Below are 23,979 nucleotides of genomic sequence, written 5' to 3' on the forward strand. Positions count from 1 at the left end.
TCCCGTGGGACCGCCCCCCAGCGGTCCCACGGTTTCCCCCGTTCCCCCGTGCCCCCTCGGGCCGCGCCCCAGGGCTTCTCCCCCATCGCCCCGGGGCTTTCCCCGTCGGCCGCCGAACCTCCGGCGGACCTACGGAAACTCTCAGGCGACCAGTTCGCCGAACGCGCTCTCCTCGTCGCGGCCGAGGCTCAGCACCTCGTCGTCGCGCAGCCGGCGCAGCGAGCGCCAGATGCTGGACTTCACCGTGCCGACGCTGATGCCGAGTATGTCGGCGATCTCCGGGTCGGTACGGCCCTCGTAGTAGCGCAGGACCAGCATCGTGCGCTGGAGTTCGGGCAGCCGGGCCAGCGCCTGCCACAGGACGGCGCGCAGCTCGGTGCCGCGCATGGCGTCCGTACCGGCGGGCGTCTCCGGCAGTTCCTCGGTCGGGTACTCGTTCAGCTTGCGGCGGCGCCACGCGCTGATGTGCAGGTTGGTCATGGTGCGACGGAGGTAACCGCCGACCGCGGCCTTGTCGCTGATCCGGTCCCAGGCCCGGTAGGTCGAGAACAGCGCGCTCTGCAGCAGGTCCTCGGCCTCGAACCGGTCACCGGTGAGGTGATAGGCGGTCGCGTACAGGGAGGCGCGGCGCTCCTGGACGTAGGCGGTGAACTCCGCCTCAGTCAGGGAGCGTCGCTCCCCCTGCTCCTCCCCGTACGCGACCGTCCCGTACGCCTCCCCCTGGCGTGCGTCGACCACCGTCATGTACCCGGTGTGCTGACGCCCGGTGCCGCGCGCGCACCCCCGTACGCTCCCGGTGTCCCGGCCGCGTTCCAGCAGCGCGGTACCGGTGCCGGCACCGGACTTCCCCGAGCTCTCGATCCCCCGGTGCACGTCGTGCAGACGTGTGACCACTGCGCTGGTGCTCATGCCGTGCGGCGTGTTCATCTCGCGCTCCCCGTCGTGGACTTTCCGGTGTTCGGGCTGTTCGGTGCTGTTTCCCCCGTGCCGAAAAGCTTGCCGAACGACCTTCATGGACGTGTCCGCCGACTGTCACAGACCTGTCACAGGGGCCCCGCCCGGCGGGTCGTTCCCGGCTCTCGGGCATCCCGGATGGCAGGGCCATAAGCCCTCTGACCTCGCAGGACCCGCTTCCTGCCGTAGCGGGCGGTGCGGCACGGGTCGTACGGGAGCCGGTGCATGGGCCAGAATGAGCCCGTGCCTTCCCTGTTGCTGATCGAGGACGACGACGCCATCCGTACGGCCCTGGAGCTCTCCCTGACGCGCCAGGGGCACCGGGTCGCCACCGCCGCCAGCGGCGAGGACGGTCTGAAGCTGCTGCGTGAACAGCGGCCGGACCTGATCGTGCTGGACGTGATGCTGCCCGGCATCGACGGGTTCGAGGTGTGCCGGCGCATCCGCCGCACCGACCAGTTGCCGATCATTCTGCTGACCGCGCGCAGCGACGACATCGACGTGGTGGTCGGCCTGGAGTCCGGCGCCGACGACTACGTCGTGAAACCGGTGCAGGGCCGCGTGCTGGACGCCCGTATCCGTGCCGTGCTGCGGCGCGGGGAACGCGAGTCCAGCGACTCCGCGACCTTCGGCAACGTGGTCATCGACCGCTCGGCGATGACCGTCACGAAGAACGGCGAGGACCTTCAGCTCACCCCGACCGAGCTGCGGCTGCTCCTGGAGCTGAGCCGCAGGCCCGGACAGGCCCTGTCCCGGCAGCAGTTGCTGCGCCTGGTGTGGGAGCACGACTACCTGGGCGACTCCCGCCTGGTGGACGCGTGTGTGCAGCGGCTGCGCGCCAAGGTGGAGGACGTGCCGTCCTCCCCGACCCTGATCCGCACGGTCCGTGGGGTCGGCTACCGCCTGGACGCGCCTCAGTGAACGAACGAGGGGGACTCGGCCGCTGGCTGGCCGAGCGGGGGAGAAGGCCGGCCGGGCTGCGTTTCTCGAGCCTCAGGCTGCGCCTGGTACTGGTCTTCGGTCTGGTCGCGCTGACCGCCGCGGTGTCCGCGTCGGGCATCGCCTACTGGCTCAACCGCGAGGCGGTGCTCACGCGTGCCCAGGACGCGGTGCTGCGCGACTTCCGGCTGGAGATGCAGAACCGCGCGGGCGCGCTGCCCACGCACCCCACACAGGACGAACTCCAGATCGCGGCCGGGCAGATGGCGGGCAGCAGCCAGCGCTTCAGCGTGTTGCTGGTCGCCCAGGACACCGACCACCGCACGGTGTACGGCAGTTCGGAGGGACTGAACGGCTTCTCGCTGAAGGACGTGCCCCGTTCGCTGACCGCCGCCGTCAACAAGCAGCAGAAGGCGAGCGGTTCGGACGAGGCGCCGTACCACCTGTACTGGCAGCGGGTCACCGAGCACGGCACGCCGTACCTGGTGGCGGGCACGAAGGTGATCGGCGGCGGCGCCACCGGCTACATGGCCAAGTCCCTTGAGCCGGAGGCCAAGGACCTCAACTCCCTCGCCTGGTCGCTCGGTATCGCCACGGGTCTGGCGCTGATCGGTTCCGCGCTGCTCGCGCAGGCCGCCGCCACGACCGTCCTCAAGCCGGTGCACCGGCTCGGGGTGGCCGCGCGAAGGCTCGGCGAGGGCCGTCTCGACACCCGGCTGCGGGTCTCCGGCACGGACGAACTCGCCGACCTGTCACGGACGTTCAACAACGCGGCCGCCGCGCTGGAGCAGCGGGTCGCGGAGATGGCCGCGCGCGACGAGGCGTCCCGGCGCTTCGTGGCCGACATGTCGCACGAGCTGCGCACCCCGCTGACCGCGATCACCGCCGTCACCGAAGTCCTGGAGGAAGAGCTGGAGTTCGAGGGCGGAGGCATAGACCCGATGATCGAGCCCGCGGTACGGCTCGTGGTCAGCGAGACCCGGCGGCTGAACGACCTGGTGGAGAACCTGATGGAGGTCACCCGCTTCGACGCGGGCACCGCCCGTCTCGTCCTGGACGACGTCGACCTCGCCGACCAGATCACCGCCTGCATCGACGCCCGCGCCTGGCTCGACGCGGTGGACCTGGACGCCGAGCGCGGCATCCACTCCCGGCTCGACCCGCGCCGCCTGGACGTCATCCTCGCCAACCTCATCGGCAACGCCCTCAAGCACGGCGGCTCCCCGGTGCGCGTCTCGGTGCGCATCGACGGGGACGACCTGGTCATCGCGGTGCGCGACCACGGCCCCGGCATTCCCGAGGACGTCCTCCCGCACGTCTTCGACCGCTTCTACAAGGCCAGCGCCTCCCGCCCCCGCTCCGAGGGCAGCGGCCTCGGCCTGTCCATCGCCCTGGAGAACGCCCACATCCACGGCGGCGAGATCATCGCCGCCAACTCCCCCGAGGGCGGCGCGGTGTTCACGCTGCGACTGCCCCGGGACGCCTCGCGGCTGACCGAGGAGGAGGGCGAGGAGGGCGACGAGGGCAAGGACGGCGGCGCTTCGGGGGACGGCCCCGTAGGCGACGGCTCCGGCGCTTCCGGCGCCCCTGGCACCTCTGGCTCTCCTGGCGCTCCTGGCGCCTCCGGTGGGGAGGGGCGCGGATGAGGGCGCGTACGCTGCGGCCGCTGCTGGCGCTGCCCCTGCTCGGCGCGCTGCTCGCCGGGTGCGGCATCCGGCCCACCGAGGTGCCGACCGACTTCGGGCGGGCGCCCTCGCGGGTGCCCTGCTCGCCCACCGGCTCCGACCGGTCCGACGAGTCCGCGCACGGCGTGCCCGTCCAGGTCTTCCTGCTGTGCGAGTCGTCGCTGGTCGCGGTGGACCGTACGGTGCGGGTGCCGGAGGGCACCCCGGACGCGCGGCGCCGGATCATCGTCGCCGAGGGCCTGCTCGACCAGCTCGCCGCCGCCCCCTCCACCGGGGAACGCGCCGCCGGGTACGCGACCCGGGTGCCGGGTGGCCTCGGCGTGTCCGGGCCGGGCCACGACGACCCCGAGGACGCGCTCCGGCTGAGCGCCGACCCCTCCCGCCTCTCCTCCTACGCCCTCGCCCAGGTCGTGTGCACCCTCTCCGACTCGACGGCGACCGAGGAGGACGGCGCGGTGGTCCTCGGCGGCCCGGGCACGGGCGCCCTGCGCCGCTACGCCTGCACCGACGACGTACGCGACCGGCCGGGCCGCACGGAGCCGCCGTCCAACGAGGTCGAACGGGGCTGAGCCCGGGGCCGTGGTGGCCGCCGTGGGGTGGCGCGCGGCGGTCCGGCGCACGGGGCGCGGGGCACGCGGCGCCGCGAACGGCGGTGTGGCGTATGCCTCACGGGGGCGCGCGTGGTGCGTGCGGAACCGATCGTGCGGGGTGGCGCGTCTTGGGGGGCGTGCAGCGTCAAGGCTCCATCGGCGGCAATGCCGTGATCCGCATCCGTGTGACAGGGGGCGTCCTCCTCGTCGCGCACCTCGCCCTCGTCGCCTGGCTGACGCTGCGTCCGCTGGACGTTCCCTGGGTACGGCCCGCCAACCTGCGCCCGCTCGCCGGGGTCCGCGCCGACCTGGCGCTGGGCTGGCCCGACGCGGCCACCCGGCTGGGCGCCGGCCTGGGGCTGCTGGCCCCGCTGGGCGTCCTGCTGCCGATGGCCGACGGCAGACTCACCGTCTCCCTGCTCGGCTCCCTGTTCCGTACGGCCGCCGCGGGCGCCCTGATCTCGCTGGGCATCGTCCTGGCGCAGACGGGGGTGCCGGGTCGGGTCGCGGACGTGGACGCGCTGCTCCTGAACACCGCCGGGGTGGTCCTCGCCCATCTGGCGTTCGTCCCGGCGGGACGCGCGTGGCTGAGACGGCGGGTACGGCACGGGGAGCAGGGCTCGGTGGCGGTCGCGGGGGAGCCGTCCCAAGGGCGGACCCCGACGATTCCCCGGGTCGGGATCGTCCCCTAGGGGCGCGCCCGTCAGGGCCGGTGGAGTTCGCCCGCGGATTCCGCGTCCTGCTCCTGTCCCGTCGTCGCGGACCAACCGGCAAGCAGCTTCAGGGCGTTCTCGGCGGGCGTTCCCGGGGCCGCGCTGTAGACGAGCACGCTCAGACCGCTGTCGTCGGGGAGGTACATGGTCTCCTGGTCGAGTTCCAGGTCTCCGACGACCGGATGGCGGAAGCGCTTCGTGCTGTCGCGGAAGACGTGCACGTCCTGGGAACCCCACATCACACGGAACTCGTCGCTGCGCGTGGACAGTTCACCGATGAGGCGGGACAGCTCGCGGTCGTGGGGGTTGCGCGCCGCCTCCACGCGCAGCGCGCCCACGGTGAAGCGGGCCATGCGCTCCCAGTCGGTGTACAACCGCCGGGCGGCGCGGGCGAGGAACGCGAACCGGACGACGTTCCCGCCGCTGGCCACGTCGGCGTACATCTCCGAATACAGCGCCCGGCCGAGGGGGTTGGCGGCCAGCGCGTCGAGGCGGTTGTTCATCACGAACGCGGGCAGCCCGGGCATCCCCGCGACGATCCGCGCCACGCTCGGCCGCACCGTCGGCCGGCCCTGCCGCTGCCGGGCCCGTGCGGCGGTCGCGGGGCCGGCAGCGCGGGCGAGGTCGTACAGGTACATCCGCTCGGTCGCGTCGAGCCGCAGCGCCCGGGCGACGGCGTCCAGCACGCTGTCCGAGACGCCCTGGAGGTTTCCGCGCTCCAGGCGCGTGTAGTACTCGACGCTCACCCCGGCGAGCGTCGCGACCTCGCCCCGGCGCAGTCCGGGCACCCGCCGCTGTCCGTACACCGGCAGCCCCGCCTGGCCGGGGGTGATCCTGTCGCGCCTGGAGCGCAGGAAGGCGCTGACGGCGTCCCGATTGTCCATGGCGACAGCGTAGGCAGCCCGCGCGAGCCGTGAGGGGCCTTGCCGGTACCCCTCACGGCAGGGGCTCCCCCGGCGCGGCCGCCTCCCGTTGCATGGTGGGTGACCGCTTCCCCGCCCGACCGAAGGGACACGCGAGATGAACAACCCGGCCAAGACCGTGACGGAGAGCCCCGCCGATGTCGTACGACGCCTTTACGACGCGCTGGGCAGGGGCGACGTGCCGGGTGTCCTGGCCGCGCTCCACCCCGAGGTGATCGTGGACGAGCCGGGGCAGCTCCCCTACGGGGGCACGCACCGGGGCCGGGAGGCGTTCGCGCGGTCGGTCCTGGGCGCGATGACGGGCCACGCCGCCGTCGCCCTCACCGACGCCGAGGTCTTCGAGGGCCCCACCGGTGTCGTCGGCCGACTCACCGGAACGCTCACCGCCCACACCACCGGCGAGGAGTTCCCGCTGACCATGGTCGAGATCCACCGCGTCGAGGACGGCACGGTGCGCGCGATCGACGTGTACACCAAGAACCCCGGCGAACTGGCCGCGTTCTACGCGCGCGCGGAGGCGGGTACCCGCTGACGGCGACAGGCTCGTGGGACAGGGACGACGAGGTCCGTACGACACGGCCGACGACAGATCCGTACGACAACACCCGCACGACGACACCCGCACGAGACGGCGAGGGACACACCATGACCGCCACCTGGTTCATCACCGGCACCTCCTCGGGCTTCGGCCGGCTGCTCACCGAACGCCTCCTGGCCCGGGGCGACCGCGTCGCCGCCACGCTCCGCAGGCCCGAGGCCCTGGACGACCTGCGCGCCAAGTACGGCCACCGGCTCTGGACCGCCCGGCTCGACGTCACCGACACCGAGGAGGTGCGCCGGGTCGTCGACGAGGCGTTCCGGGCCCTCGGCACGATCGACGTGGTCGTCAACAACGCCGGATACGGCGTGCTCGCGTCCGTAGAGGAGGCGTCCGACGAGCAGATCCGCCGCGTGGTCGACACCAACCTGATCGGCTCGATCCAGGTGATCCGCGCCGTCCTCCCGCATCTGCGCGCCCAGGGCGGGGGCCGCGTCCTCCAGGTGTCGACCGCGGGCGGACAGACGACCTACCCGGGGCTCAGCTACTACCACGCGTCCAAGTGGGGCATCGAGGGGTTCTGCGAGACCGTGGCACGCGAGATCGCGCCGTTCGGGGTGGCCCTGACCATCGTCGAGCCGGGCGCGACCCCGACCAACTTCGGCACCTCGATCGACACCGCGCCGCCGCTGGCCGCCTACGCGGACACGCCCGCGGGCGCGACCCGGCAGGCGGTCGCCGAGGGGCGCTTCCCGCTCCCCAACAGCGCCGAGAAGATCGCGGACGCGATGATCGACCTCGTGGACTCCGGCGCGACGCCGCTCCGGCTGCCGCTCGGTCCCGACACGTACGACGACGTGCACGCGGCGCTCGCGGGGCGGCTCGCGGAGCACGAGGCTCATCAGGAGGTGGCTTACTCGGTGGCGGCGGGGTAGGCGGGCCGGGGTCGCCTAAGGGGCGCACCCCGACGAATTCCAGGGTCGGTGTCGCTCCTTGGAGTGATGAATTCACCCCCTTTGCCCTCGTACCGTGGAATCACAGAACGGGGGCGGCGCATCGGCCGCCGACCGGCCACCGGCCCGTGCGCGGGCCGCCGACGACGACGGAGGAACAGCCATGACCGCCCTTGCCCGCCCCACCGACGGCCGCATGATCGGCGGAGTGTGCGCGGCGCTGGCGCGCCGCTTCGGCACCTCGGCGACGACGATGCGGGTGATCTTCCTGCTGTCCTGCCTGCTGCCCGGCCCGCAGTTCCTGCTCTACATAGCCCTCTGGATCCTGCTGCCGTCCGAGGACAAGGCACGCCCGGCCACCTGGTGACCCCATGCGCGAGCCGCCGACGCGTCCCGGAGGGATCCGGGCGCGACGACGGCTCGCGGGTGCCTCGGTGTCAGCCGAGCGGAATGCCGTTGACCGGCAGACCGTGGGTGGGCAGGCCCTTGAGCGGCAGGCCGCCGAGCAGCCCGGCGACCGGCGCGGCCGGACCCTGGGCGAGGACCTTCTGTACGGCCGGCTGCGCGGCGGCGAGCCCGCTGCCGACGGCACCCTGGCCCTGGGTGAGGGCCCCAGTGGCGCCCGGGAGCGTCTTGGTGACGGAGTCCAGGCCCTGCGGAGCGGCCGGGGCGGCGTTGGCGGCACCGGCGCCGACGGCGGCGAAAGCGGCACCGAGCGCGGCGACACCGAGGGTCTTGACGGCAGACTGCTTCATGGTGAATGGCGTCCTTGAATGCGAGAAACGGGGATCTCATTCGATGAGCGGTCCCCGACCGTAAACGCGCCGAACCGTCCCCCGCAAACACCGAAATGCGGACGACCTGTGAATGCACGTCCGTATTCCAACCCCCAACACCCCCTCCCCCGGCCGCCCGTTCGAGGGATAACCCCTGATGGGCGCCCTACCCAGGAACAGGCATTCGCCCCACCCTCCCTCGCATCCGCATTCGAGGGCGTCATTGCGCACCACGACTCGTTCATCGAAAGGAATGAACCCTGTTTTCATCGCATTGACGGAGAAGCGGCTCCGGTAAATCGCGCACACACCCGAATGCCCCGGCCGGGCCCACCGTCCCACCGCGCACCGCTGCTCGCCTTTCTCCGCCCGACGTCGGGCACACGTTCGGTCGATACGCAACGGTGACCGCCGTGAAGGGTTTGGTTCACTCTGGCTTCTGACACTGTTCTGTCATGGGACAGCAAGCGGCGCCGGTCCGAACGGCCAGGCTGGGAAAGGCGGTCGGCTCCGGGCCGGGCGCGGTCAGTGGGGCGGTGCTGCTGCTCGCCGGGGGCGCGGAGGTGTCCGAGCGTCGGCCGTTTCCCCTTTCCGCGGGGCTGGTTCGCGCCCTCGGCCGCCGACTCGCCCGCTCGGGACGGGCCGACGGACTCGCCGTCCATCCGGTGCACTACCGGTACCGGGGATGGAACGGCACTCAGGCCCACCTCGCGGCGGACGCCTCCTGGGCGGCCGACGAGGCGGTACGGCGCTACGGCGATGTGCCGGTGTGCCTGGTGGGGCTGCACATGGGCGGGCGGGCCGCGCTGCGCGCCGGGGGCCATGAGGCCGTCAACTCCGTGGTGGCGCTGGCGCCCTGGCTCCCGGAGGAGGACGTGGCGGTGCCGCCCGAGCCGGTGAAACAGCTGGTCGGCCGGCGGGTGCTGATCGCGCACGGCACCAACGACGAGCGGTCCGACCCGGAGCTGTCCTTCCGTCTCGCGGCCCGCGCCAAGAAGGTCAACCGGGACGTGTGCCGCTTCGAAGTGCACGCGGACGGCCACGGGTTGCACCAGTACCGGGACGAAGTGGTCGCGCTGGCCGAGGACTTCGTCCTGGGTGCCCTCTTCGGGCACGCGGTGTCCCGCCCGGTGGAGGACGCCCTCGCGGCACCGCCGCCGATAGGGCTGCGGATGCCGCTGGCGTCCGGCTTCGGCCGCTCGCTGCGTAAGTAAACCCCTGGGGAAGGTCAGTTGGGCAGCAGGCTGCCGCGCCGGGAGAGGAGGAACTTCTTGAAGGCGGCCACCGGTGGGGTGTCCGGGCGGTCGGCCAGCCAGGCGACGCCGATCTCGCGCACCGCGCGCGGTGCCGTCACGGTCAGCTCGACCACGCCCGGCCTCGGCACGGTGGGCGGGGGCAGCAGCGCGACCCCGAGTCCGGCCGCGACCAGACCGCGCAGCGTCTCGGTCTCCTCGCCTTCGAAGGCGACCCTCGGCCGGAATCCGGCCTCGCTGCACAGGTCGTCGGTGATGCGCCTCAGCCCGTAGCCGGGTTCCAGGGTCACGAAGGTCTCCTCGGCGGCCTCGGCGAGCCGGATGCGGCGGCGGCCCGCGAGGTGGTGGTCGGCCGGTACGACCAGACGCAGTTTCTGCTCGTCCAGGCGACGGGCCACCAGGTCCGGCGCGTCCGGCACCGGCGAGGTCAGACACAGGTCCAGCTCGCCCGCGCGCAGCCGCTCCAGCATGGCCTCGCCGTAGTTCTGCACCAGGCTGAAGCGGACGCGCGGATGGTCGGCGCGGAAGGCGTGGAGCAGGCCGGGCACGGTCTCCGGGCCCATGGTGTGCAGGAAGCCGAAGGCGACCTTGCCGGTGGCCGGGTCGGCGTCGGCGCGGACCTCCTCGGCGGCGCGCTCGACCTCCGCGAGGGCGCGCTCGACGGAGGCGAGGAAGGTGTGGCCCGCGGGGGTCAGGGAGACGGTGCGGCCGTGCCGGGCGAACAGGCCGACGCCGAGGTCCTGCTCCAGGCGGACCATCGCGCGGGACAGGGTGGACTGGGGGACGTTCATCTCCCGCGCGGCCCGGGTGACGTGCTCGGTGCGGGCCACCCCGGCGAAGTAGGCGAGGCGCGGCGCGAGCAGCATCGCCATGTCTTCTGTGTCACCGGACGGTGACAGGCGCGGCTGTGACCTGTACTGATGCTCCATGGGAACGATTATGGCGATTCCATGCATTGGACGGATGAGCGGGAGCCTACGTAGCGTCGAAGCATGTCTCCCGCCAGTACCGGGGCGTCCATCCGCGTGGACGCCGGCACGCCCGTCCCCTCCTCCGAAGCCGTAGGGGCAGCTCAGGCCCCCGAGGCCACAGTGGCCGAAGAGGCCGCCGATTCGCGCATGACGCCCGGCGGCCCCGGCTACCGCCGTATGAGCCTCGCCCTCTTCCTCGCCGGAGTCGCGACCTTCGCGCTGCTCTACTCCACCCAGGCCCTGCTCCCGCTGATCTCCGACGACCTCGGGGTCGCGGCGGGCGAGGCGAGCTGGACCTTGGCCGCCGCGACCGGCGGGCTCGCACTGTTCGTGCTGCCGATGAGCGCGCTGTCCGAGCGCTTCGGGCGCCGTACGGTCATGACGGCCTCGTTGGCGGTCGCGGTGGCCGTCGGTCTGCTGGTGCCGTTCGCGCCGTCGATCGGCGCGCTGGTCGCGCTGCGCGCGGTCCAGGGCGCGGCGCTGGCCGGGCTGCCCGCCTCCGCGACGGCGTATCTGGCCGAGGAGGTCCGCCCGAAGGCGCTGGTCACGGCGATCGGCCTGTTCGTGGCGGGCAACAGTGTGGGCGGCATGAGCGGCCGGGTGATCACCGGCTGGGTCGCGCAGGAGTGGGGCTGGCGGACGGCCGTCGCCGTGATCGGCGTGGTGGCGGTCGGGTGCGCGGTGGCGTTCCGGCTGCTGCTGCCCGCGCCGCGCCACTTCCGGGCGGGCTCGCTGCGCCCGCGCGTGCTGGCCGGCACGGTCCGCGACCACCTCTCGAACCCGCTGCTGCGCCGTCTGTACGCGATCGGCGCGCTGTTCATGACGGTCTTCGGCGGGGTCTACACGGTGATCGGCTACCGCCTGACGGAGGCGCCGTTCTCCCTGCCGCAGGGCATCATCGGCTCGATCTTCCTGGTGTACCTGGTCGGCACGGTGTCCGCATCCACCTCGGGGCGCCTGGTGGGCCGCCTCGGCCGCCGGGGCGCGCTGTACGCGGCGGCCGGGACCACGGCGGCGGGCCTCCTGCTCTCCCTCGCCCCCGCCGTCCCGCTCGTACTGCTCGGCCTGGTGCTGATCACGGCCGGGTTCTTCGCGGGCCACGCGGTCGCGTCCTCCGCCGTCGGCCGTACGGCCACGCACGGCCGGGCGCAGGCGTCGGCGCTGTACCAGTCCGCGTACTACATCGGCTCCAGCGTGGGCAGCACGGTCGGCGCGCTGGCGTTCCACTCGGACGGCTGGGCGGGCACGGTGTCGGTGGGTCTCCTGGCGGTGCTCGGCGTCGTCACGATCACGCTGCTGGGCACGCGGGCGGCTCGGCGGGAGGCGGTTCTCGCGTAGCCGGGCGCGCTCCGCCGTATGCCCGGTCCCGGCCCGTGATCCAGCGGCCCCGGACCGGGCATTTCCGTACTCCGGGGGCCGTTGTCAGTGGGCTGCGGTAACTTCCGGAGTGCTGGGGCGCGACGAGGCGCGATCAGGACGGCCACGGGGGTGGGTGGACCATGGGCGAGGGCACGGCGACGGCGGATCTCGACACCGCACTGGAGAAGCACAGGACCGAGCTGACCGGGTACTGCTACCGGATGCTGGGCTCGTCCTTCGAGGCCGAGGACGCGGTGCAGGACACCCTGGTGCGCGCCTGGCGGGCGTACGACAAGTTCGAGGGCCGCTCCAGTCTGCGGTCGTGGCTGTACCGGATCGCCACGAACGTGTGTCTGGACATGCTGACGGCGAGCGGCAAGCGGGCCCGGCCGATGGACCTGACGGAGGCGACGCCGCTCGCGCGGGCGGCACTGTCCCCGCGCCCGGACCACACCTGGCTGGAGCCGGTGCCGGACGCGCGGGTGCTGCCCTCGGTGCAGGACCCGGCGGAGGCGGCGGTCGCGCGGGAGTCGATCCGGCTGGCGTTCATGGCCGCGCTGCAACAACTGCCGCCCAAGCAGCGGGCGGTGCTGATCCTGCGCGAGGTGCTGGCCTGGCGGGCGAGCGAGGTCGCGGAGCTGCTGGGCACGACGGTCGCCTCGGTGAACAGCGCCCTCCAGCGGGCCCGCGCCACCCTCGCCGAGCACGCGGAAGCGGGCGACGAGGCGTCGGTCTCCGACCCGCTGGACGAAGAACAGCAACGGCTCCTGGAGCGCTACGTGAAGGCGTTCGAGGGGTACGACATGACGGCCCTGACGGCGCTCCTCCACGAGGACGCGGTGATGACGATGCCGCCGTTCGACCTCTGGCTGCGCGGCCCGGCCGACATCACGGGCTTCATGTCGACCATCGGCGCGTCGTGCGCGGGCTCGCGCCTGGTCCCGGTCGAGGTCAACGGCCTCCCCGGCTTCGCCCACTACAAGCCGGACCCGGAAAAGGGCGGCTTCACCCCCTGGGCCGTCCAGGCCCTGGAGATCTCAGACGGCCGGATCACCGGTTTCCACTGCTTCCTGGACACGGCCCGCTGGTTCCCCCTCTTCGACCTCCCCCTCCACCTGGAAGCGGAGCCCGACGAAGGCGAGGAGCGCGACTAGGGCGGGCGCGGGGTCGCGCAGCCGTATCCGGCCGCCGACGCGGCGGGCGGCGAGTTCGAGGCGGGCGAGCAGTTCGACGTGCCCGAGCCGGGGATCGCCGACCCCGCTCACGTCGCACACGACGACCCCGGCCGCCCCCTCGCTCACCAGCAGCGCCCGCACGCGGTCGCACAGCCCGGCCGTCGCGCGGGGGTCGGCGGGGCCGGGCGGTATGGGCACGGCGGGGCTGTCGGCCCTGCTCTCGGCCTGGGTGTCGGGGTCCACGTGCGGTGGACCGGCGGGAGGCACGGAAATCATCGCGGAGACGGGAGATCGCGGGGGCCGGGAGCGGAATCGCCGGGGCCGGGGGCGAAGCCGCGGGGGGCCGGGGCGAAGTCGCGGAGATCGTGGAGATCGCGGCACCCGCATTGACCAGCCACCGGGCCGCCCCGGAGGCTGAGGCCCGTGCGGGGGGTGCTGAGCGGGTTCGCGGTGATCGCGGTCGTCATCGGGGTGGGGTACGTGCTCGGGCGGCGCGGGTCGCTCGGGGAGCGGGGCGGTGAGGTGCTGACCCGGCTGGCCTTCTCGGTCGCGGGCCCGGCACTGCTGTTCACCACCCTGGCGACGGCCGACCTGTCGGTCCTCTTCTCAGCCCGGCTGCTGGTGACCGCGCTGAGCACGGCGGCGGTCTCGGGGGTCTTCGTCGCGGTGGGGGTACTGCGGCACTGGGGCGTGGGCCGTACGACCATCGGCGCGCTGTGCTCCGGCTACGTCAACTCGGGCAACCTCGGCATCCCGATCGCGGCGTACGTCCTCGGCGACGCGTCACTGGTGGCGCCGGTCCTGCTCTTCCAGGTCGTCCTGGTGACCCCGCTCGCCCTGACCGTCCTGGACCTGTCCGGCGCGGGCGACAAGGGCCCGGTGTGGCGACGCCTGCTGACCCCGCTGCGCAACCCGATCGCGCTCGGCTCCCTCTCCGGAGTGGTGGTCTCGGCGACGGGCCTCCCCGTCCCCGGCCCCCTGATGAACCCCCTCACCCTGATCGGCGCGATGTCCGTCCCGGCGGCCCTCCTCGCTTTCGGCATGTCACTCCCCGGCAGCGCCCTCCCCGCCCGCGGCCGCGACCGCCGCCCGGTCCTCCTCTCGGTCACCCTGAAGTCCCTGGCCCAGCCCCTCATCGCCTGGACCCTCGCCCACTACGCCTTCGCCCTCCCCCACGCCGCCCTCCTGGACGTCGTCGTCACCTCCGCCCTCCCCGCCGCCCAGAACCTGTTCACCTACGCGAGCACGTACCACACAGCCGAGTCCCTGGCCCGGGAGTCGATCCTGCTGTCTACGGTGGTGTCCGTGCCGGTGCTGGTGGGGGTGGCGGCGGTGTTGGGGTGAGGGGTCAGTCGACGGGGAACTCGCCGGTGTCGATCACGAGGTCGAAGGGCTCGGGCAGCTTGATGGTGTCGCCGAACTTCACGGCACTCAGCACCCGGTAGACGTCGCCCTTGGGTTCGCCGTAGAGCGTGACGGTGGGGCCGCCGGGGGCCCAGCGATCGACCAGGAGATACAGCGGGATGCCAGCGGTCGCGTACGCGGCGGGCTTGCTGACCCGGTCGTGGCGGGCATTGGACTTGGAGGTCACTTCGACGACGAGTTCAGCGAGGGCGGCCGGGATGTGCGAGTCCGCCTCGGGGCGATCCTGGACGGGCGTCACGACCAGATCGGGGATGAACATGCCCAACCGGGAGGGCACTGCGACGGACAGGGTCTGGAAGATGCCCCATTCGTCGGGAATCACGGAGTAGAGGCGACGCTGGACGCGTTCCGCGATCACGTTGTGGCGGTACGCGGGAGAAGGCGACACGGTGATGATCCCCTCGATGATCTCCACCTTGCTGCCCTCGGGCCAGTCCATGTCCTCCCAGAACCGGACGAGGTCGTCCCAGGTCCGGTCGGGGTCCTGGCTCACGGTGAGTGCGCTCATGGCGGTCTCCAATCAGTGCGTCACCGATCCCAGCATGACGAACGGGACCGGTGGGGGGCCACCGATCCCGCTCACCCGAACGAAGAAGTCCCCTGATCAGTCCACCCGCCCCAGCACCACCGGCGAAGCCGAGAACGCCGTACCGGCGGGCGCGATGTCGAACGACCCCTCCGTCGCCTCCAGGGCGTACGCGAAGCGGTCCGGGGTGTCCGTGTGGAGGGTCAGGAGGGGCTGGCCCGCGACGACCGGGTCGCCGGGCTTGGCGTGGAGTTCGACGCCCGCGCCCGCCTGGACCGGGTCCTCCTTGCGGGCGCGGCCCGCGCCGAGGCGCCAGGCGGCGATGCCGATGTCGTAGGCGTCGAGGCGGGTGAGGATGCCGGAGGCGGGGGCCACGACCACGTGCTGTTCGCGGGCGACGGGGAGCGCCGCGTCGGGGTCGCCGCCCTGGGCCGCGATCATGCGGCGCCAGACGTCCATCGCGGAGCCGTCGGCCAGGGCCTTGGCCGGGTCGGCGTCCTTCAGGCCGGCCGCGTCGAGCATCTCGCGGGCCAGGGCGAGGGTCAGTTCCACCACGTCCGCCGGGCCGCCGCCCGCGAGGACCTCGACGGACTCGCGGACCTCCAGGGCGTTGCCCGCCGTGAGGCCGAGCGGGGTGGACATGTCGGTGAGGAGGGCGACCGTCTTCACGCCGTGGTCGGTGCCGAGGCCGACCATCGTGGAGGCCAGCTCGCGGGCGTCGTCCAGGGTCTTCATGAAGGCGCCGGAGCCGACCTTCACGTCCAGGACGAGGGAGCCGGTGCCCTCGGCGATCTTCTTCGACATGATCGAGGACGCGATCAGGGGGATCGCCTCCACCGTGCCCGTCACGTCGCGAAGGGCGTACAGCTTCTTGTCGGCGGGGGCCAGGCCGTCGCCCGCCGCGCAGATCACCGCGCCGGTGCCGTCGAGCACCGAGAGCATCTCCTCGTTGGAGAGCAGTGCACGCCAGCCGGGGATGGACTCCAGCTTGTCCAGGGTGCCGCCGGTGTGGCCGAGGCCGCGGCCGGAGAGCTGGGGGACGGCCGCGCCGCACGCGGCGACGAGCGGGGCCAGCGGGAGGGTGATCTTGTCGCCGACGCCGCCCGTCGAGTGCTTGTCGGCGGTCGGGCGGGACAGCGTGGAGAAGTCCATGCGCTCGCCGGAGGCGATCATCGCGGCGGTCCAGCGGGCGATCTCCCGGCGGTTCATGCCGTTGAGCAGGATCGCCATGTTGAGGGCGGCCATCTGGTAGTCGGCGACCTCGCCGCGGGTGTACGCGTCGATGACCCAGTCGATCTGCTCGTCGGTCAGTTCGGCGCGGTCCCGCTTGGTGCGGATGACGGAGATGGCGTCCATGGTCAGGGTGTTCCTTCCGGGAGGTGCAGGTGTACGGCCCCCCTGCGCGAGCGTAGGGGGGCCGTACGGGACTTACTTGGTGAGATGGTCCGGGCCGAAGGCCTGGGGCAGCATCTCGGAGAGCGGGAGGACGCCCTCGGGGGTGTCCAGGAGCAGTCCGGGACCGCCGAACTCGTACAGCAGCTGACGGCAGCGGCCGCACGGCACCAGGAGGGCGCCGGTGCCGTCCACACAGGTGAAGTGTGTCAAACGTCCGCCGCCGGTGCGCTGGAGCTGCGAGACGAGCCCGCACTCGGCGCACAGGCCGAGCCCGTAGGAGGCGTTCTCCACGTTGCAGCCGGTGACCGTGCGGCCGTCGTCCACCTGGGCCGCCACCCCGACCGGATAGCCGGAGTAGGGGGCATAGGCGTGGGCCATGGCCTCGCGGGCCTCGGCGCGCAGCGCCTCCCAGTCGAACGCGGTCGCGGTGGTCACTTGCCCTGTCCCTTCCGGTACCGCATGCCGTCCGCCTTCGGCATCCGCAGCCGCTGGGCGGACAGCGAGAGCACGAGCAGCGTGACGACGTACGGCGTGGCGCCCACGAAGTCGCTCGGGACCTCGTCGGTGAGCAGGTACCAGGCGAGGACGACGAGGGCCACGACGGCGCTGACGATGCCCTGCCACAGCGCCTTGCGGTACAGCTTCCAGCCCGCGAGGACGGCGAGCAGGACGACCAGCAGGAGCAGCAGGGCGTGCACGGTGACGCCACCGTTGCGCAGCTGGAGCGCGTCGGAGTAGCCGAACAGGGCCGCGCCCATGGCCAGGCCGCCGGGCCGCCAGTTGCCGAAGATCATCGCCGCGAGGCCGATGTAGCCGCGGCCGCCGGTCTGGCCCTCCAGGTACGTGTGCGAGGTGACCAGCGCGAGGAAGGCACCGCCGAGGCCCGCGAGACCGCCGGAGATGGCGACGGCGGCGTACTTGTAGCGGTAGACGTTGACGCCGAGGGACTCGGCCGCGACCGGGTTCTCGCCGCAGGAGCGCAGACGCAGGCCGAACGGCGTGCGCCACAGCACCCACCAGCTGCCCGCGAAGAGCAGCGCGGCCAGGATCGTCACCACGGACACGTCGGTGACGATACCGCCGAGGATGCCCGCGATGTCGGAGATGAGGAACCAGTGGTGTTGCTCGACCGAGTGCAGCGCGTCGGACAGACCGGGCACGGTGATGTCGCCGAGCGAGTCGGCCGGCGGGGACTGCTTGGGGTTGCCGCCCGCCTCGGCGGCCTTGCCACCGGCGAAGAACAGCTTGGCGAGGTACTGCGTGGCGCCGAGCGCGAGCAGGTTGACCGCGACACCGGAGACGATGTGGTCGACGCCGAAGGTGACCGTGGCGACCGCGTGCACGAGGCCGCCGAGGACGCCGAAGCCGATGCCGCACAGCAGGCCGAGCCAGGGGCTGGACTGCCAGCCGATCCAGCCCGCGCCGAAGGTGCCGAGGATCATCATGCCCTCGAGGCCGATGTTGACCACACCGGCCCGCTCGGACCACAGACCGGCGAGACCGGCGAGGCCGATCGGCACGGCGAGCCCGAGGGCGGCGTTGACCTGGCCCTCGGAGGTCAGCTGGTTGGCGCCGGTGATCAGGCGCACCACGGCGACGAGGAGCAGGGCACCGGCGATGACCAGGAAGATCCGGCTGGTGGAACGGCCCGGGCGCTTGTCCGCGCTGCCCGGGGCCTTGGGCGCCGCGGGCGGCGGCGCGTCCGTCATCGTGGCGGTCATCACGCCACCTCCTGCATCTCGGTCGGCTTGGCGGCCTGGGCGGCGAGTTCGGCGCCGACCCGCTGCTGCTGGCGCTTGAGGCCGTAGCGGCGGACGACCTCGTAGGCGATCACGACGCACAGGACGATGACGCCCTGGATCACGCCGAGGATCTCCTTGTCGTAGCCCTGGAACTCCAGGTGGTTGGTGGTGCGCTCCAGGAAGCCCCACAGGAGGGCGCCGAGCGCGATGCCGATCGGGTGGTTGCGGCCGAGCAGCGCGATCGCGATGCCGGTGAAGCCGATGCCCGCCGGGAAGCTGTTGTCGAACTGGTGGCCGTCGTTCAGCAGCGTCGGCATGCCGATCAGACCGGCCACCGCGCCAGAGATGATCATGCTGGTCGCGATCATCTTCTTGACGCTGACGCCGCTCGCGGCGGCGGCCGACTCGGACTGGCCGACGGTGCGCAGGTCGTAGCCGAAGCGGGTGCGGCCGAGGACGAACCAGTAGGCGACGCCGACCAGGACGGCCAGCACGATGAGGCTGTCCAGCATGCCCGCCGGGCCCGCATTGAAGTTCGGCAGGAAGGACGAGGAGGGCAGCGGCTTGGTGGAGACCAGGGTGCCGGCCTCGTCGAGGTGGCCGAGCTTGCCCGGCTGGAGGAGGTAGCCGATGATCGCGGTCGCGATCGAGTTCAGCATGATCGTCGCGATGACCTCGCTGACGCCCCGGGTCACCTTGAGGACGCCCGCGATGGCCGCCCACAGGGCGCCGGTCCCCATGGCGCACAGGATGATCAGCGGGATGGCGAGCCAGCCCGGCACGGTCAGCGCGCCGCCGAGGACGGCGGCGACGAACGCGGCGAGGCGGTACTGGCCGTCGACACCGATGTTGAACAGGTTCATGCGGAAGCCGATGGCCACCGCGACACCCGCGAGGTAGTACGTCGTCGCCTTGTTCAGGATGTAGACCTGGCTGTCGCTGGCGAAGCCGTAGGTCACCATGTCGCTGAACGCGGCGCCCGGGTTCTTGCCGGTCGCGAGGATCACCAGGGCGGTGACCACGAGCGCGGCGACGATCGCGAGCAGCGGCGCGGCTATGCCGAGGAACAGCCGCTCCTTGTCGATCCGTGAGGTCAGCTTGTTCATCGGTCGGCGTCCTCTGTGTGCTCCAGGTGGCCGGAGGCGGCACCGGTCATGGCGGAGCCCAGCTCCTCGGGGGTGATCGTGGCGGGGTCGGCGTCGGCGACCAGACGGCCGCGGAACATCACCCGCAGGGTGTCGGAGAGGCCGATCAGCTCGTCCAGGTCGGCGGAGATCAGCAGGACCGCCAGACCCGCGCGGCGGGCCTCGCGGATGTAGTCCCAGATGGCCGCCTGCGCGCCGACGTCCACACCGCGGGTGGGGTGGGCGGCGATGAGCAGCTTGGGGTCGTGGCTCATCTCGCGGCCGACGATCAGCTTCTGCTGGTTGCCGCCGGACAGCGAGGCCGCGGTCACGTCGATGCCGGGGGTGCGCACGTCGTAGTCGGCGACGATCCGCTCGGCGTCCGCGCGGGCGGCCTTGATGTCGATCAGGCCGCGGCGGGAGTTGGGGCGCTCGGTGACGTGGCCGAGGATGCGGTTCTCCCACAGCGGCGCTTCCAGGAGCAGGCCGTGGCGGTGGCGGTCCTCGGGGACGTAGCCGATGCCGGCCTCGCGGCGGCGGCGGGTGGGTACGGCGGAGATGTCCGCGCCGTCGAGCACCACGACGCCCGCGTCCAGGGCGCGCATGCCCATGATCGCCTCGACCAGCTCGGACTGGCCGTTGCCCTCCACGCCCGCGATGCCGAGGACTTCGCCCTTGTGGATGGTGAGGGACACCTCGCCGAGGATGACCCGCTCCACGCCGTCGAGGTCCTTCTGGGCGAGGTGCAGCCCGGAGACCTCCAGCATGGGGACGTCCGTGACCGTGGACTCCTCGGTCTCGGGCGTGGGCAGTTCGCTGCCGACCATCAGCTCGGCGAGCTGCTTGGGGGTGGTGCTGCTCGGCTCGGCCGTGCCTACGGTCGTGCCGCGCCGGATGACGGTGATCTCGTCGGCGACCGACAGCACCTCGCCCAGCTTGTGGGAGATGAAGATGACCGTGAGGCCCTCGGCCTTCAGCTCGCGCAGGTTGTCGAAGAGGGCGTCGACCTCCTGGGGCACCAGGACCGCGGTGGGCTCGTCCAGGATCAGGGTCTTGGCGCCCCGGTAGAGGACCTTGAGGATCTCCACGCGCTGGCGGTCGGCGACGCCCAGCTCCTCGACGAGGACGTCGGGGCGGACGTTCAGGCCGTACGCGTCGGAGATCTCCTTGATCCTGGCGCGCGCCTTGCCCCCGATGCCGTACAGCTTCTCGGCGCCGAGGACGACGTTCTCGAGGACGGTGAGGTTGTCGGCGAGCATGAAGTGCTGGTGCACCATGCCGATGCCGCGCGCGATGGCGTCACCGGGGTTGTGCAGGACGACCTGTTCACCGGCCACGGTGATGGTGCCCTCGTCCGGCTGCTGCATGCCGTAGAGGATCTTCATCAGGGTGGACTTGCCGGCGCCGTTCTCGCCGCACAGGGCATGAACCGTGCCGGTGCGGACCGTGATGTCGATGTCGCGGTTGGCGACGACGCCGGGGAAACGCTTGGTGATGCCGCGCAGTTCGACGGCAGCGGGAGGGCTGGACGCGTTGATGGCGCACTCTCCTCGGGGAAAGGGGCTGCGTTGGGGGAGGGAGGGCAGGCGTCGGCGACGCTAGCGCGGCAACTCGGTACTACACGCGTAGAGTTGACACATTGTTATGGCCCGGCGGGGAGCACCTTCGAGGCGCCCCCACGCCGAGCCATGGTCCTTGGTGGACCGGTCAGATCACGGAGTGGTCTTGACCTTGATGGAGCCGTCGACGATCTTCTTCTTCGCGGCGTCCAGCTTGGGCTGGATGTCGGTGATGAAGCCGCCGCTCGTGGCCAGCGAAACGCCGTTCTGGGCCAGCGAGTAGACGTTGTTGCCGGTCAGCGGCTTGCCGTCGTGGACGGACTTGATGAAGTCGTAGACACCGACGTCGACGTTCTTGACGACCGAGGTCAGGATCGAGCTCTTGTACTTGGCCAGACCCGGGATGTTGTACTGGTCCGAGTCGACGCCGATCGCCCAGGCGCCCTTCTTGCCGTTGACGGCCTCGATCGCGCCGTTGCCGGAGGAGCCGGCCGCCGAGTAGACGACGTCGGCGCCGTTGTCCAGCATGCCCTGCGCGGCTTCCTTGCCCTTGTCGGGGCTGGCGAAGCCGGAGGTGTCCGCGCCGTGGCTCAGGTACTGGACGTCGACCTTGATCTTCGGGTTCGTGTCCTTGACGCCCTGGGCGTAGCCCGCCTCGAACTTCTTGATCAGCGGGACGTCGACACCACCGATGAAGCCGACGTGCTTGGTCTTGGTCTTCAGCGCCGCGGCGACACCGGCGAGGTAGGAGCCCTGCTCCTCGGTGAAGGTGATGCTGTCGGCGTTCTTGGCCTTCACGACCGAGTCGACGATGCCGAAGCTGGTCTTCGGGTACTTGACGGCGACCTTGTCCATCGACACGGCGTAGGCGTAACCCACGGCGATGATCGGGTTGTAGCCCGCGTCCGCCAGGTCCGACAGACGCTGCTCGCGGTCGGCCTCGGTGTCGGTGGTCTTCGCGGTCAGCTCCTTGAGGGAACCGCTGAACTCACCCTTCGCCTTGTCGGCACCGCGCGCGGCGGAGTCGTTGAAGGAGTGGTCACCACGGCCGCCGACGTCGAAGGCGAGACCGATCTTGACACCCTTGCCGTCGCCCGACGAGGCGGAGGCCTTGTCGTTCTCGGTGGAGGTGCTGCCACAGGCGGTGGCAGAGAGGGCAAGAGCTGCGGTCGCTATACACGCAGCGGAAAGCTTGGCTACCCGGCGCACGGGAAGGCTCCTTCACCTGACCTGAGCGCCACGACGGCGCTTCATGTGAGCACCAAGGAGCGGTGCTCCGGCCGAGCGCCCCGGCGGCGTCGGCTCGCGGAATCGTAACGCGCGTAGATGTCAGAAAAACACCTCTCGGGCAGCCGTTATCGAACCGAGGCAAACGGGGCCTGAACTCGGCCTGGCAGGTGCGTCATGCCTTTGTTTCGGGGGCGGAACAAATGGCTTGCGGGTGTGTTGCGCGGGCGGGCGGCGTGTGCGTGGTGCGGGGAGCCGGGGGGTGTACGACGGCTCGCACGAGGGCCTGGACGGCGGGCGTACGGGGGCCTGGACGGCAGCCCCGCACGAGGGCCTGGATGGCGGCCCGTACAAGGGCCTGAGTGGCAGCCCCGCACGAGGGCCTGGGTGGTGGCCCGTACGGGGGCGTGGTGCTGGCCCGTACGAGGCCCTGGGTGGTGGCCCGTACGGCGGCTCGCCCGCGCGCCGCGTCAGAGTTCCGGCGCCCCCATGAGGGCGGCGGCGGTGAACAGCTCCACCCCGACCGTGATCGCGTTCTCGTCGGCGTCGAAGTCGCCCTGGTGCAGGTCGCGTACGGTGCGCTCGCCCGGGCGGCGGACGCCGAGGCGGGCCATGGCGCCGGGGACGTGCTCCAGGTACCAGGAGAAGTCCTCGCCGCCGAGGCTCTGCTCGGTGGTCTCGACGGAGTCCAGGCCGCGCCGGGCGACCATCGCGCGGCGCAACAGCTCGGCGGATTCCTGGTCGTTGACGACCGGGGGCACGCCGCGCACGTAGGTGATCTCGGACTTGGCGCCGTGCAGGGTGGCGACCTCGTCGATGGCGGCGTGCACGATGTCGGGGGCGTCGCGCCAGGCGTCGAGGTCCAGGCAGCGGACGGTGCCGGAGAGTTCGGCGTGCTGCGGGATGACGTTCGGGGCGTGGCCCGACTCGATACGGCCCCAGGTCAGGGCGAGACCGCTACGGGTGTCCACGCGGCGGCTGATCACCGCGGGCACGTCGGTGACGACGCGGGCGGCCGCCGTGACCAGGTCGGTGGTCAGGTGGGGACGGGCGGTGTGGCCGCCGGGGCCGTCCAGGGTGACGTCCAGCTTGTCGCAGGCGCTGGTGATGGGGCCGTGCCGCAGACCGATGCGGCCGGTCTCGACCTTGGGGTCGCAGTGCAGCGCGAGGATGCGGCCGACCCCTTCGAGCGCGCCGTCCGCGATCGCGGTGAGCGCGCCGCCGGGCAGCTGCTCCTCGGCGGGCTGGAAGATCAGCCGTACGGGGCGGGACAGCAGGCCCTTGGCGTGCAGGTCGGCGAGGACCAGGCCGGCGCCGAGGACCACGGTGGTGTGCACGTCGTGGCCGCAGGCGTGGGCGCGGCCGGGGACCGTGGACCGGTAGGCGCACTCGGTCTTGGTGTCCGGGATGGGCAGCGCGTCGATGTCGGCCCGCAGGGCCAGCAGGGGCGCGGCGGGGCGGCCGTCGTCGGTGAGGCGGCTGCCGTGGCCCTCGGTGAGCCCGATGTCGCAGATGAGACCCGTTCCGGTGGACAGGACGCGGGGGGTGAGCCCGGCCCGCTCCAGCCGCTCCTTGATCGCGGCGGTCGTACGGAACTCCTGGTTGCCCAGTTCGGGGTGCATGTGCAAGTCGCGGCGGAACTCTACGAGTTCGGCGTGCAGGGACGCGCTGAGCGCGCCGGGGAGCACATCCCCGGGCAGGTCGGCCTCGGTCTCTCGGAGCATCAATCGGTTCACCCTCTGAAGGGTAGGACGCCCGGCCGGTCAACTGACCCTCGATCAACAAAAGTTCAGCCCGTGAGAGGGAAGAAAATCCGACCGGCGGACGCATGGCGGTGGGCTTGGGTGGGTAAAACCTTTCTTTCTCCTTCCACGGATACCACGCCTGACGCGCCCCCGCTCGCTTTGTCCACAGACCGGACCCGGCGCGGCGGCGCTGCGCTGGGCTTGGACGGGGGTGGGGACGGGGCTTGGGCGGAGTTGCGGGGCGAGGCGGGGGACAGGCCCCGTGCGGGGTGGGCGCGAGCCGCTGGCGCGGGGCTTGGACGGGGTTCGAGGCGCGGCTTGGACGGGTGGGGACGCGCGGCTTGAGCGGGGTGGGACGGCGGCCGGAGACGGGGCCTGTGCAGGGGCGGGCGCGAGCCGCGAGCGCG

General features: G+C 72.0%; 24 protein-coding genes. 11 read left to right on the top strand and 13 right to left on the bottom strand.

Annotated features, from left to right (window positions below):
* Positions 1-141: 141 nt before the first annotated feature.
* A complete protein-coding gene (locus GTW40_RS03710) occupies positions 142-927 on the bottom strand; it encodes a SigE family RNA polymerase sigma factor (protein ID WP_161178702.1) in 786 nt (261 codons plus the stop codon).
* A gap of 270 nt (positions 928-1,197) precedes the next feature.
* Between GTW40_RS03710 and afsQ1 the strand changes: the two genes are divergently transcribed.
* The 4 genes from afsQ1 (at position 1,198) to GTW40_RS03730 (ending at position 4,860) form a co-directional block, all read left to right on the top strand.
* A complete protein-coding gene (gene afsQ1 / locus GTW40_RS03715; protein WP_026248263.1) occupies positions 1,198-1,875 on the top strand; it encodes a two-component system response regulator AfsQ1 in 678 nt (225 codons plus the stop codon).
* A gap of 26 nt (positions 1,876-1,901) precedes the next feature.
* Entirely contained in the window at positions 1,902-3,539 is a 1,638-nt protein-coding gene (locus GTW40_RS03720) for a HAMP domain-containing sensor histidine kinase (protein WP_161178722.1), read from the top strand.
* Positions 3,536-4,147 (top strand): hypothetical protein, encoded by a 612-nt coding sequence (locus GTW40_RS03725; protein WP_161178703.1) that lies wholly within the window; start codon positions 3,536-3,538, stop codon positions 4,145-4,147. Before GTW40_RS03720 ends, GTW40_RS03725 begins: the two co-directional genes overlap by 4 nt.
* A 158-nt stretch (positions 4,148-4,305) precedes the next feature.
* The gene (locus GTW40_RS03730; protein WP_161178704.1) at positions 4,306-4,860 is read left to right on the top strand and encodes a VanZ family protein; all 555 of its coding nucleotides are present in this window, start codon (positions 4,306-4,308) and stop codon (positions 4,858-4,860) included.
* Between the two features lie 11 nt (positions 4,861-4,871).
* Here GTW40_RS03730 and GTW40_RS03735 read toward each other — a convergent pair whose 3' ends face one another.
* Complete coding sequence (locus tag GTW40_RS03735; RefSeq protein ID WP_161178705.1) at positions 4,872-5,765, bottom strand: helix-turn-helix transcriptional regulator; 894 nt, start codon at positions 5,763-5,765, stop codon at positions 4,872-4,874.
* Positions 5,766-5,901: 136 nt separating this feature from the next.
* Here GTW40_RS03735 and GTW40_RS03740 point away from each other — a divergent pair, with 136 nt between their 5' ends.
* From GTW40_RS03740 to GTW40_RS03750, 3 genes are all read left to right on the top strand, one after another.
* On the top strand, positions 5,902-6,336 hold the full coding sequence (locus GTW40_RS03740) for a nuclear transport factor 2 family protein (RefSeq protein WP_161178706.1): 435 nt from the start codon (positions 5,902-5,904) through the stop codon (positions 6,334-6,336).
* A gap of 113 nt (positions 6,337-6,449) precedes the next feature.
* A complete protein-coding gene (locus GTW40_RS03745; RefSeq protein ID WP_161178707.1) occupies positions 6,450-7,277 on the top strand; it encodes an SDR family oxidoreductase in 828 nt (275 codons plus the stop codon).
* A gap of 181 nt (positions 7,278-7,458) precedes the next feature.
* Positions 7,459-7,662, top strand: a complete 204-nt coding sequence (locus tag GTW40_RS03750; RefSeq protein WP_161178708.1) for a PspC domain-containing protein — start codon at positions 7,459-7,461, stop codon at positions 7,660-7,662.
* Between the two features lie 70 nt (positions 7,663-7,732).
* Here GTW40_RS03750 and GTW40_RS03755 read toward each other — a convergent pair whose 3' ends face one another.
* Positions 7,733-8,050, bottom strand: a complete 318-nt coding sequence (locus GTW40_RS03755; protein WP_161178709.1) for an ATP-binding protein — start codon at positions 8,048-8,050, stop codon at positions 7,733-7,735.
* Between the two features lie 476 nt (positions 8,051-8,526).
* Between GTW40_RS03755 and GTW40_RS03760 the strand changes: the two genes are divergently transcribed.
* Entirely contained in the window at positions 8,527-9,285 is a 759-nt protein-coding gene (locus tag GTW40_RS03760) for an alpha/beta hydrolase (RefSeq protein WP_161178710.1), read from the top strand.
* A gap of 14 nt (positions 9,286-9,299) precedes the next feature.
* Here GTW40_RS03760 and GTW40_RS03765 read toward each other — a convergent pair whose 3' ends face one another.
* Positions 9,300-10,253 carry a LysR family transcriptional regulator gene (locus GTW40_RS03765; RefSeq protein ID WP_161178711.1) on the bottom strand — a complete coding sequence of 318 codons (954 nt, stop codon included), beginning with the start codon at positions 10,251-10,253 and terminating at the stop codon, positions 9,300-9,302.
* Positions 10,254-10,316: 63 nt separating this feature from the next.
* Here GTW40_RS03765 and GTW40_RS03770 point away from each other — a divergent pair, with 63 nt between their 5' ends.
* Together GTW40_RS03770 and GTW40_RS03775 are read left to right on the top strand one after the other, a co-directional pair.
* A complete protein-coding gene (locus GTW40_RS03770; protein ID WP_161178712.1) occupies positions 10,317-11,633 on the top strand; it encodes an MFS transporter in 1,317 nt (438 codons plus the stop codon).
* Between the two features lie 161 nt (positions 11,634-11,794).
* The gene (locus GTW40_RS03775) at positions 11,795-12,808 is read left to right on the top strand and encodes a sigma-70 family RNA polymerase sigma factor (RefSeq protein ID WP_161178713.1); all 1,014 of its coding nucleotides are present in this window, start codon (positions 11,795-11,797) and stop codon (positions 12,806-12,808) included.
* Here the strand turns inward: GTW40_RS03775 and GTW40_RS03780 are convergent.
* On the bottom strand, positions 12,692-13,105 hold the full coding sequence (locus GTW40_RS03780) for an STAS domain-containing protein (protein ID WP_161178714.1): 414 nt from the start codon (positions 13,103-13,105) through the stop codon (positions 12,692-12,694). The two genes, GTW40_RS03775 and GTW40_RS03780, sit on opposite strands and share 117 nt — an antisense overlap.
* Positions 13,106-13,252: 147 nt before the next feature.
* Between GTW40_RS03780 and GTW40_RS03785 the strand changes: the two genes are divergently transcribed.
* Complete coding sequence (locus tag GTW40_RS03785; protein WP_161178715.1) at positions 13,253-14,173, top strand: AEC family transporter; 921 nt, start codon at positions 13,253-13,255, stop codon at positions 14,171-14,173.
* A gap of 4 nt (positions 14,174-14,177) precedes the next feature.
* On the opposite strand, the gene GTW40_RS03790 is transcribed toward GTW40_RS03785, so the two are convergent.
* From GTW40_RS03790 to GTW40_RS03825, 8 genes are all read right to left on the bottom strand, one after another.
* Complete coding sequence (locus GTW40_RS03790; protein ID WP_161178716.1) at positions 14,178-14,762, bottom strand: Uma2 family endonuclease; 585 nt, start codon at positions 14,760-14,762, stop codon at positions 14,178-14,180.
* A gap of 96 nt (positions 14,763-14,858) precedes the next feature.
* On the bottom strand, positions 14,859-16,142 hold the full coding sequence (locus GTW40_RS03795) for a thymidine phosphorylase (RefSeq protein WP_161178723.1): 1,284 nt from the start codon (positions 16,140-16,142) through the stop codon (positions 14,859-14,861).
* 66 nt (positions 16,143-16,208) lie between these two features.
* On the bottom strand, positions 16,209-16,610 hold the full coding sequence (locus tag GTW40_RS03800) for a cytidine deaminase (RefSeq protein WP_161178717.1): 402 nt from the start codon (positions 16,608-16,610) through the stop codon (positions 16,209-16,211).
* A complete protein-coding gene (locus GTW40_RS03805) occupies positions 16,607-17,896 on the bottom strand; it encodes an ABC transporter permease (RefSeq protein WP_161178718.1) in 1,290 nt (429 codons plus the stop codon). The genes GTW40_RS03800 and GTW40_RS03805 overlap by 4 nt, the downstream gene beginning before the upstream one ends.
* Positions 17,896-19,023, bottom strand: coding sequence for an ABC transporter permease (locus GTW40_RS03810; protein ID WP_161178719.1), 1,128 nt, complete (start codon positions 19,021-19,023; stop codon positions 17,896-17,898). Before GTW40_RS03810 ends, GTW40_RS03805 begins: the two co-directional genes overlap by 1 nt.
* Positions 19,020-20,546 carry an ABC transporter ATP-binding protein gene (locus tag GTW40_RS03815; protein WP_237525319.1) on the bottom strand — a complete coding sequence of 509 codons (1,527 nt, stop codon included), beginning with the start codon at positions 20,544-20,546 and terminating at the stop codon, positions 19,020-19,022. Before GTW40_RS03815 ends, GTW40_RS03810 begins: the two co-directional genes overlap by 4 nt.
* A gap of 207 nt (positions 20,547-20,753) precedes the next feature.
* On the bottom strand, positions 20,754-21,809 hold the full coding sequence (locus GTW40_RS03820) for a BMP family ABC transporter substrate-binding protein (protein ID WP_161178720.1): 1,056 nt from the start codon (positions 21,807-21,809) through the stop codon (positions 20,754-20,756).
* Between the two features lie 488 nt (positions 21,810-22,297).
* Complete coding sequence (locus GTW40_RS03825) at positions 22,298-23,551, bottom strand: M20 family metallopeptidase (protein WP_161178721.1); 1,254 nt, start codon at positions 23,549-23,551, stop codon at positions 22,298-22,300.
* Positions 23,552-23,979: the final 428 nt, after the last annotated feature.

This window comes from Streptomyces sp. SID4985 (assembly GCF_009863025.1).
Classification (GTDB): Bacteria; Actinomycetota; Actinomycetes; order Streptomycetales; family Streptomycetaceae; genus Streptomyces.

Bases quoted from the DNA above. Each gene is read 5' to 3' on its own strand.
- GTW40_RS03725 (WP_161178703.1), top strand. From the start codon at position 3,536: ATGAGGGCGCGTACGCTGCGGCCGCTGCTGGCGCTGCCCCTGCTCGGC.
- GTW40_RS03755 (WP_161178709.1), bottom strand. From the start codon at position 8,050: ATGAAGCAGTCTGCCGTCAAGACCCTCGGTGTCGCCGCGCTCGGTGCC.
- GTW40_RS03750 (WP_161178708.1), top strand. From the start codon at position 7,459: ATGACCGCCCTTGCCCGCCCCACCGACGGCCGCATGATCGGCGGAGTG.
- GTW40_RS03775 (WP_161178713.1), top strand. From the start codon at position 11,795: ATGGGCGAGGGCACGGCGACGGCGGATCTCGACACCGCACTGGAGAAG.
- GTW40_RS03765 (WP_161178711.1), bottom strand. From the start codon at position 10,253: ATGGAGCATCAGTACAGGTCACAGCCGCGCCTGTCACCGTCCGGTGAC.
- GTW40_RS03740 (WP_161178706.1), top strand. From the start codon at position 5,902: ATGAACAACCCGGCCAAGACCGTGACGGAGAGCCCCGCCGATGTCGTA.
- GTW40_RS03770 (WP_161178712.1), top strand. From the start codon at position 10,317: ATGTCTCCCGCCAGTACCGGGGCGTCCATCCGCGTGGACGCCGGCACG.
- GTW40_RS03760 (WP_161178710.1), top strand. From the start codon at position 8,527: ATGGGACAGCAAGCGGCGCCGGTCCGAACGGCCAGGCTGGGAAAGGCG.
- GTW40_RS03745 (WP_161178707.1), top strand. From the start codon at position 6,450: ATGACCGCCACCTGGTTCATCACCGGCACCTCCTCGGGCTTCGGCCGG.
- GTW40_RS03790 (WP_161178716.1), bottom strand. From the start codon at position 14,762: ATGAGCGCACTCACCGTGAGCCAGGACCCCGACCGGACCTGGGACGAC.
- GTW40_RS03710 (WP_161178702.1), bottom strand. From the start codon at position 927: ATGAACACGCCGCACGGCATGAGCACCAGCGCAGTGGTCACACGTCTG.
- GTW40_RS03780 (WP_161178714.1), bottom strand. From the start codon at position 13,105: ATGATTTCCGTGCCTCCCGCCGGTCCACCGCACGTGGACCCCGACACC.
- GTW40_RS03735 (WP_161178705.1), bottom strand. From the start codon at position 5,765: ATGGACAATCGGGACGCCGTCAGCGCCTTCCTGCGCTCCAGGCGCGAC.
- GTW40_RS03825 (WP_161178721.1), bottom strand. From the start codon at position 23,551: ATGCTCCGAGAGACCGAGGCCGACCTGCCCGGGGATGTGCTCCCCGGC.
- GTW40_RS03810 (WP_161178719.1), bottom strand. From the start codon at position 19,023: ATGAACAAGCTGACCTCACGGATCGACAAGGAGCGGCTGTTCCTCGGC.
- GTW40_RS03805 (WP_161178718.1), bottom strand. From the start codon at position 17,896: ATGACCGCCACGATGACGGACGCGCCGCCGCCCGCGGCGCCCAAGGCC.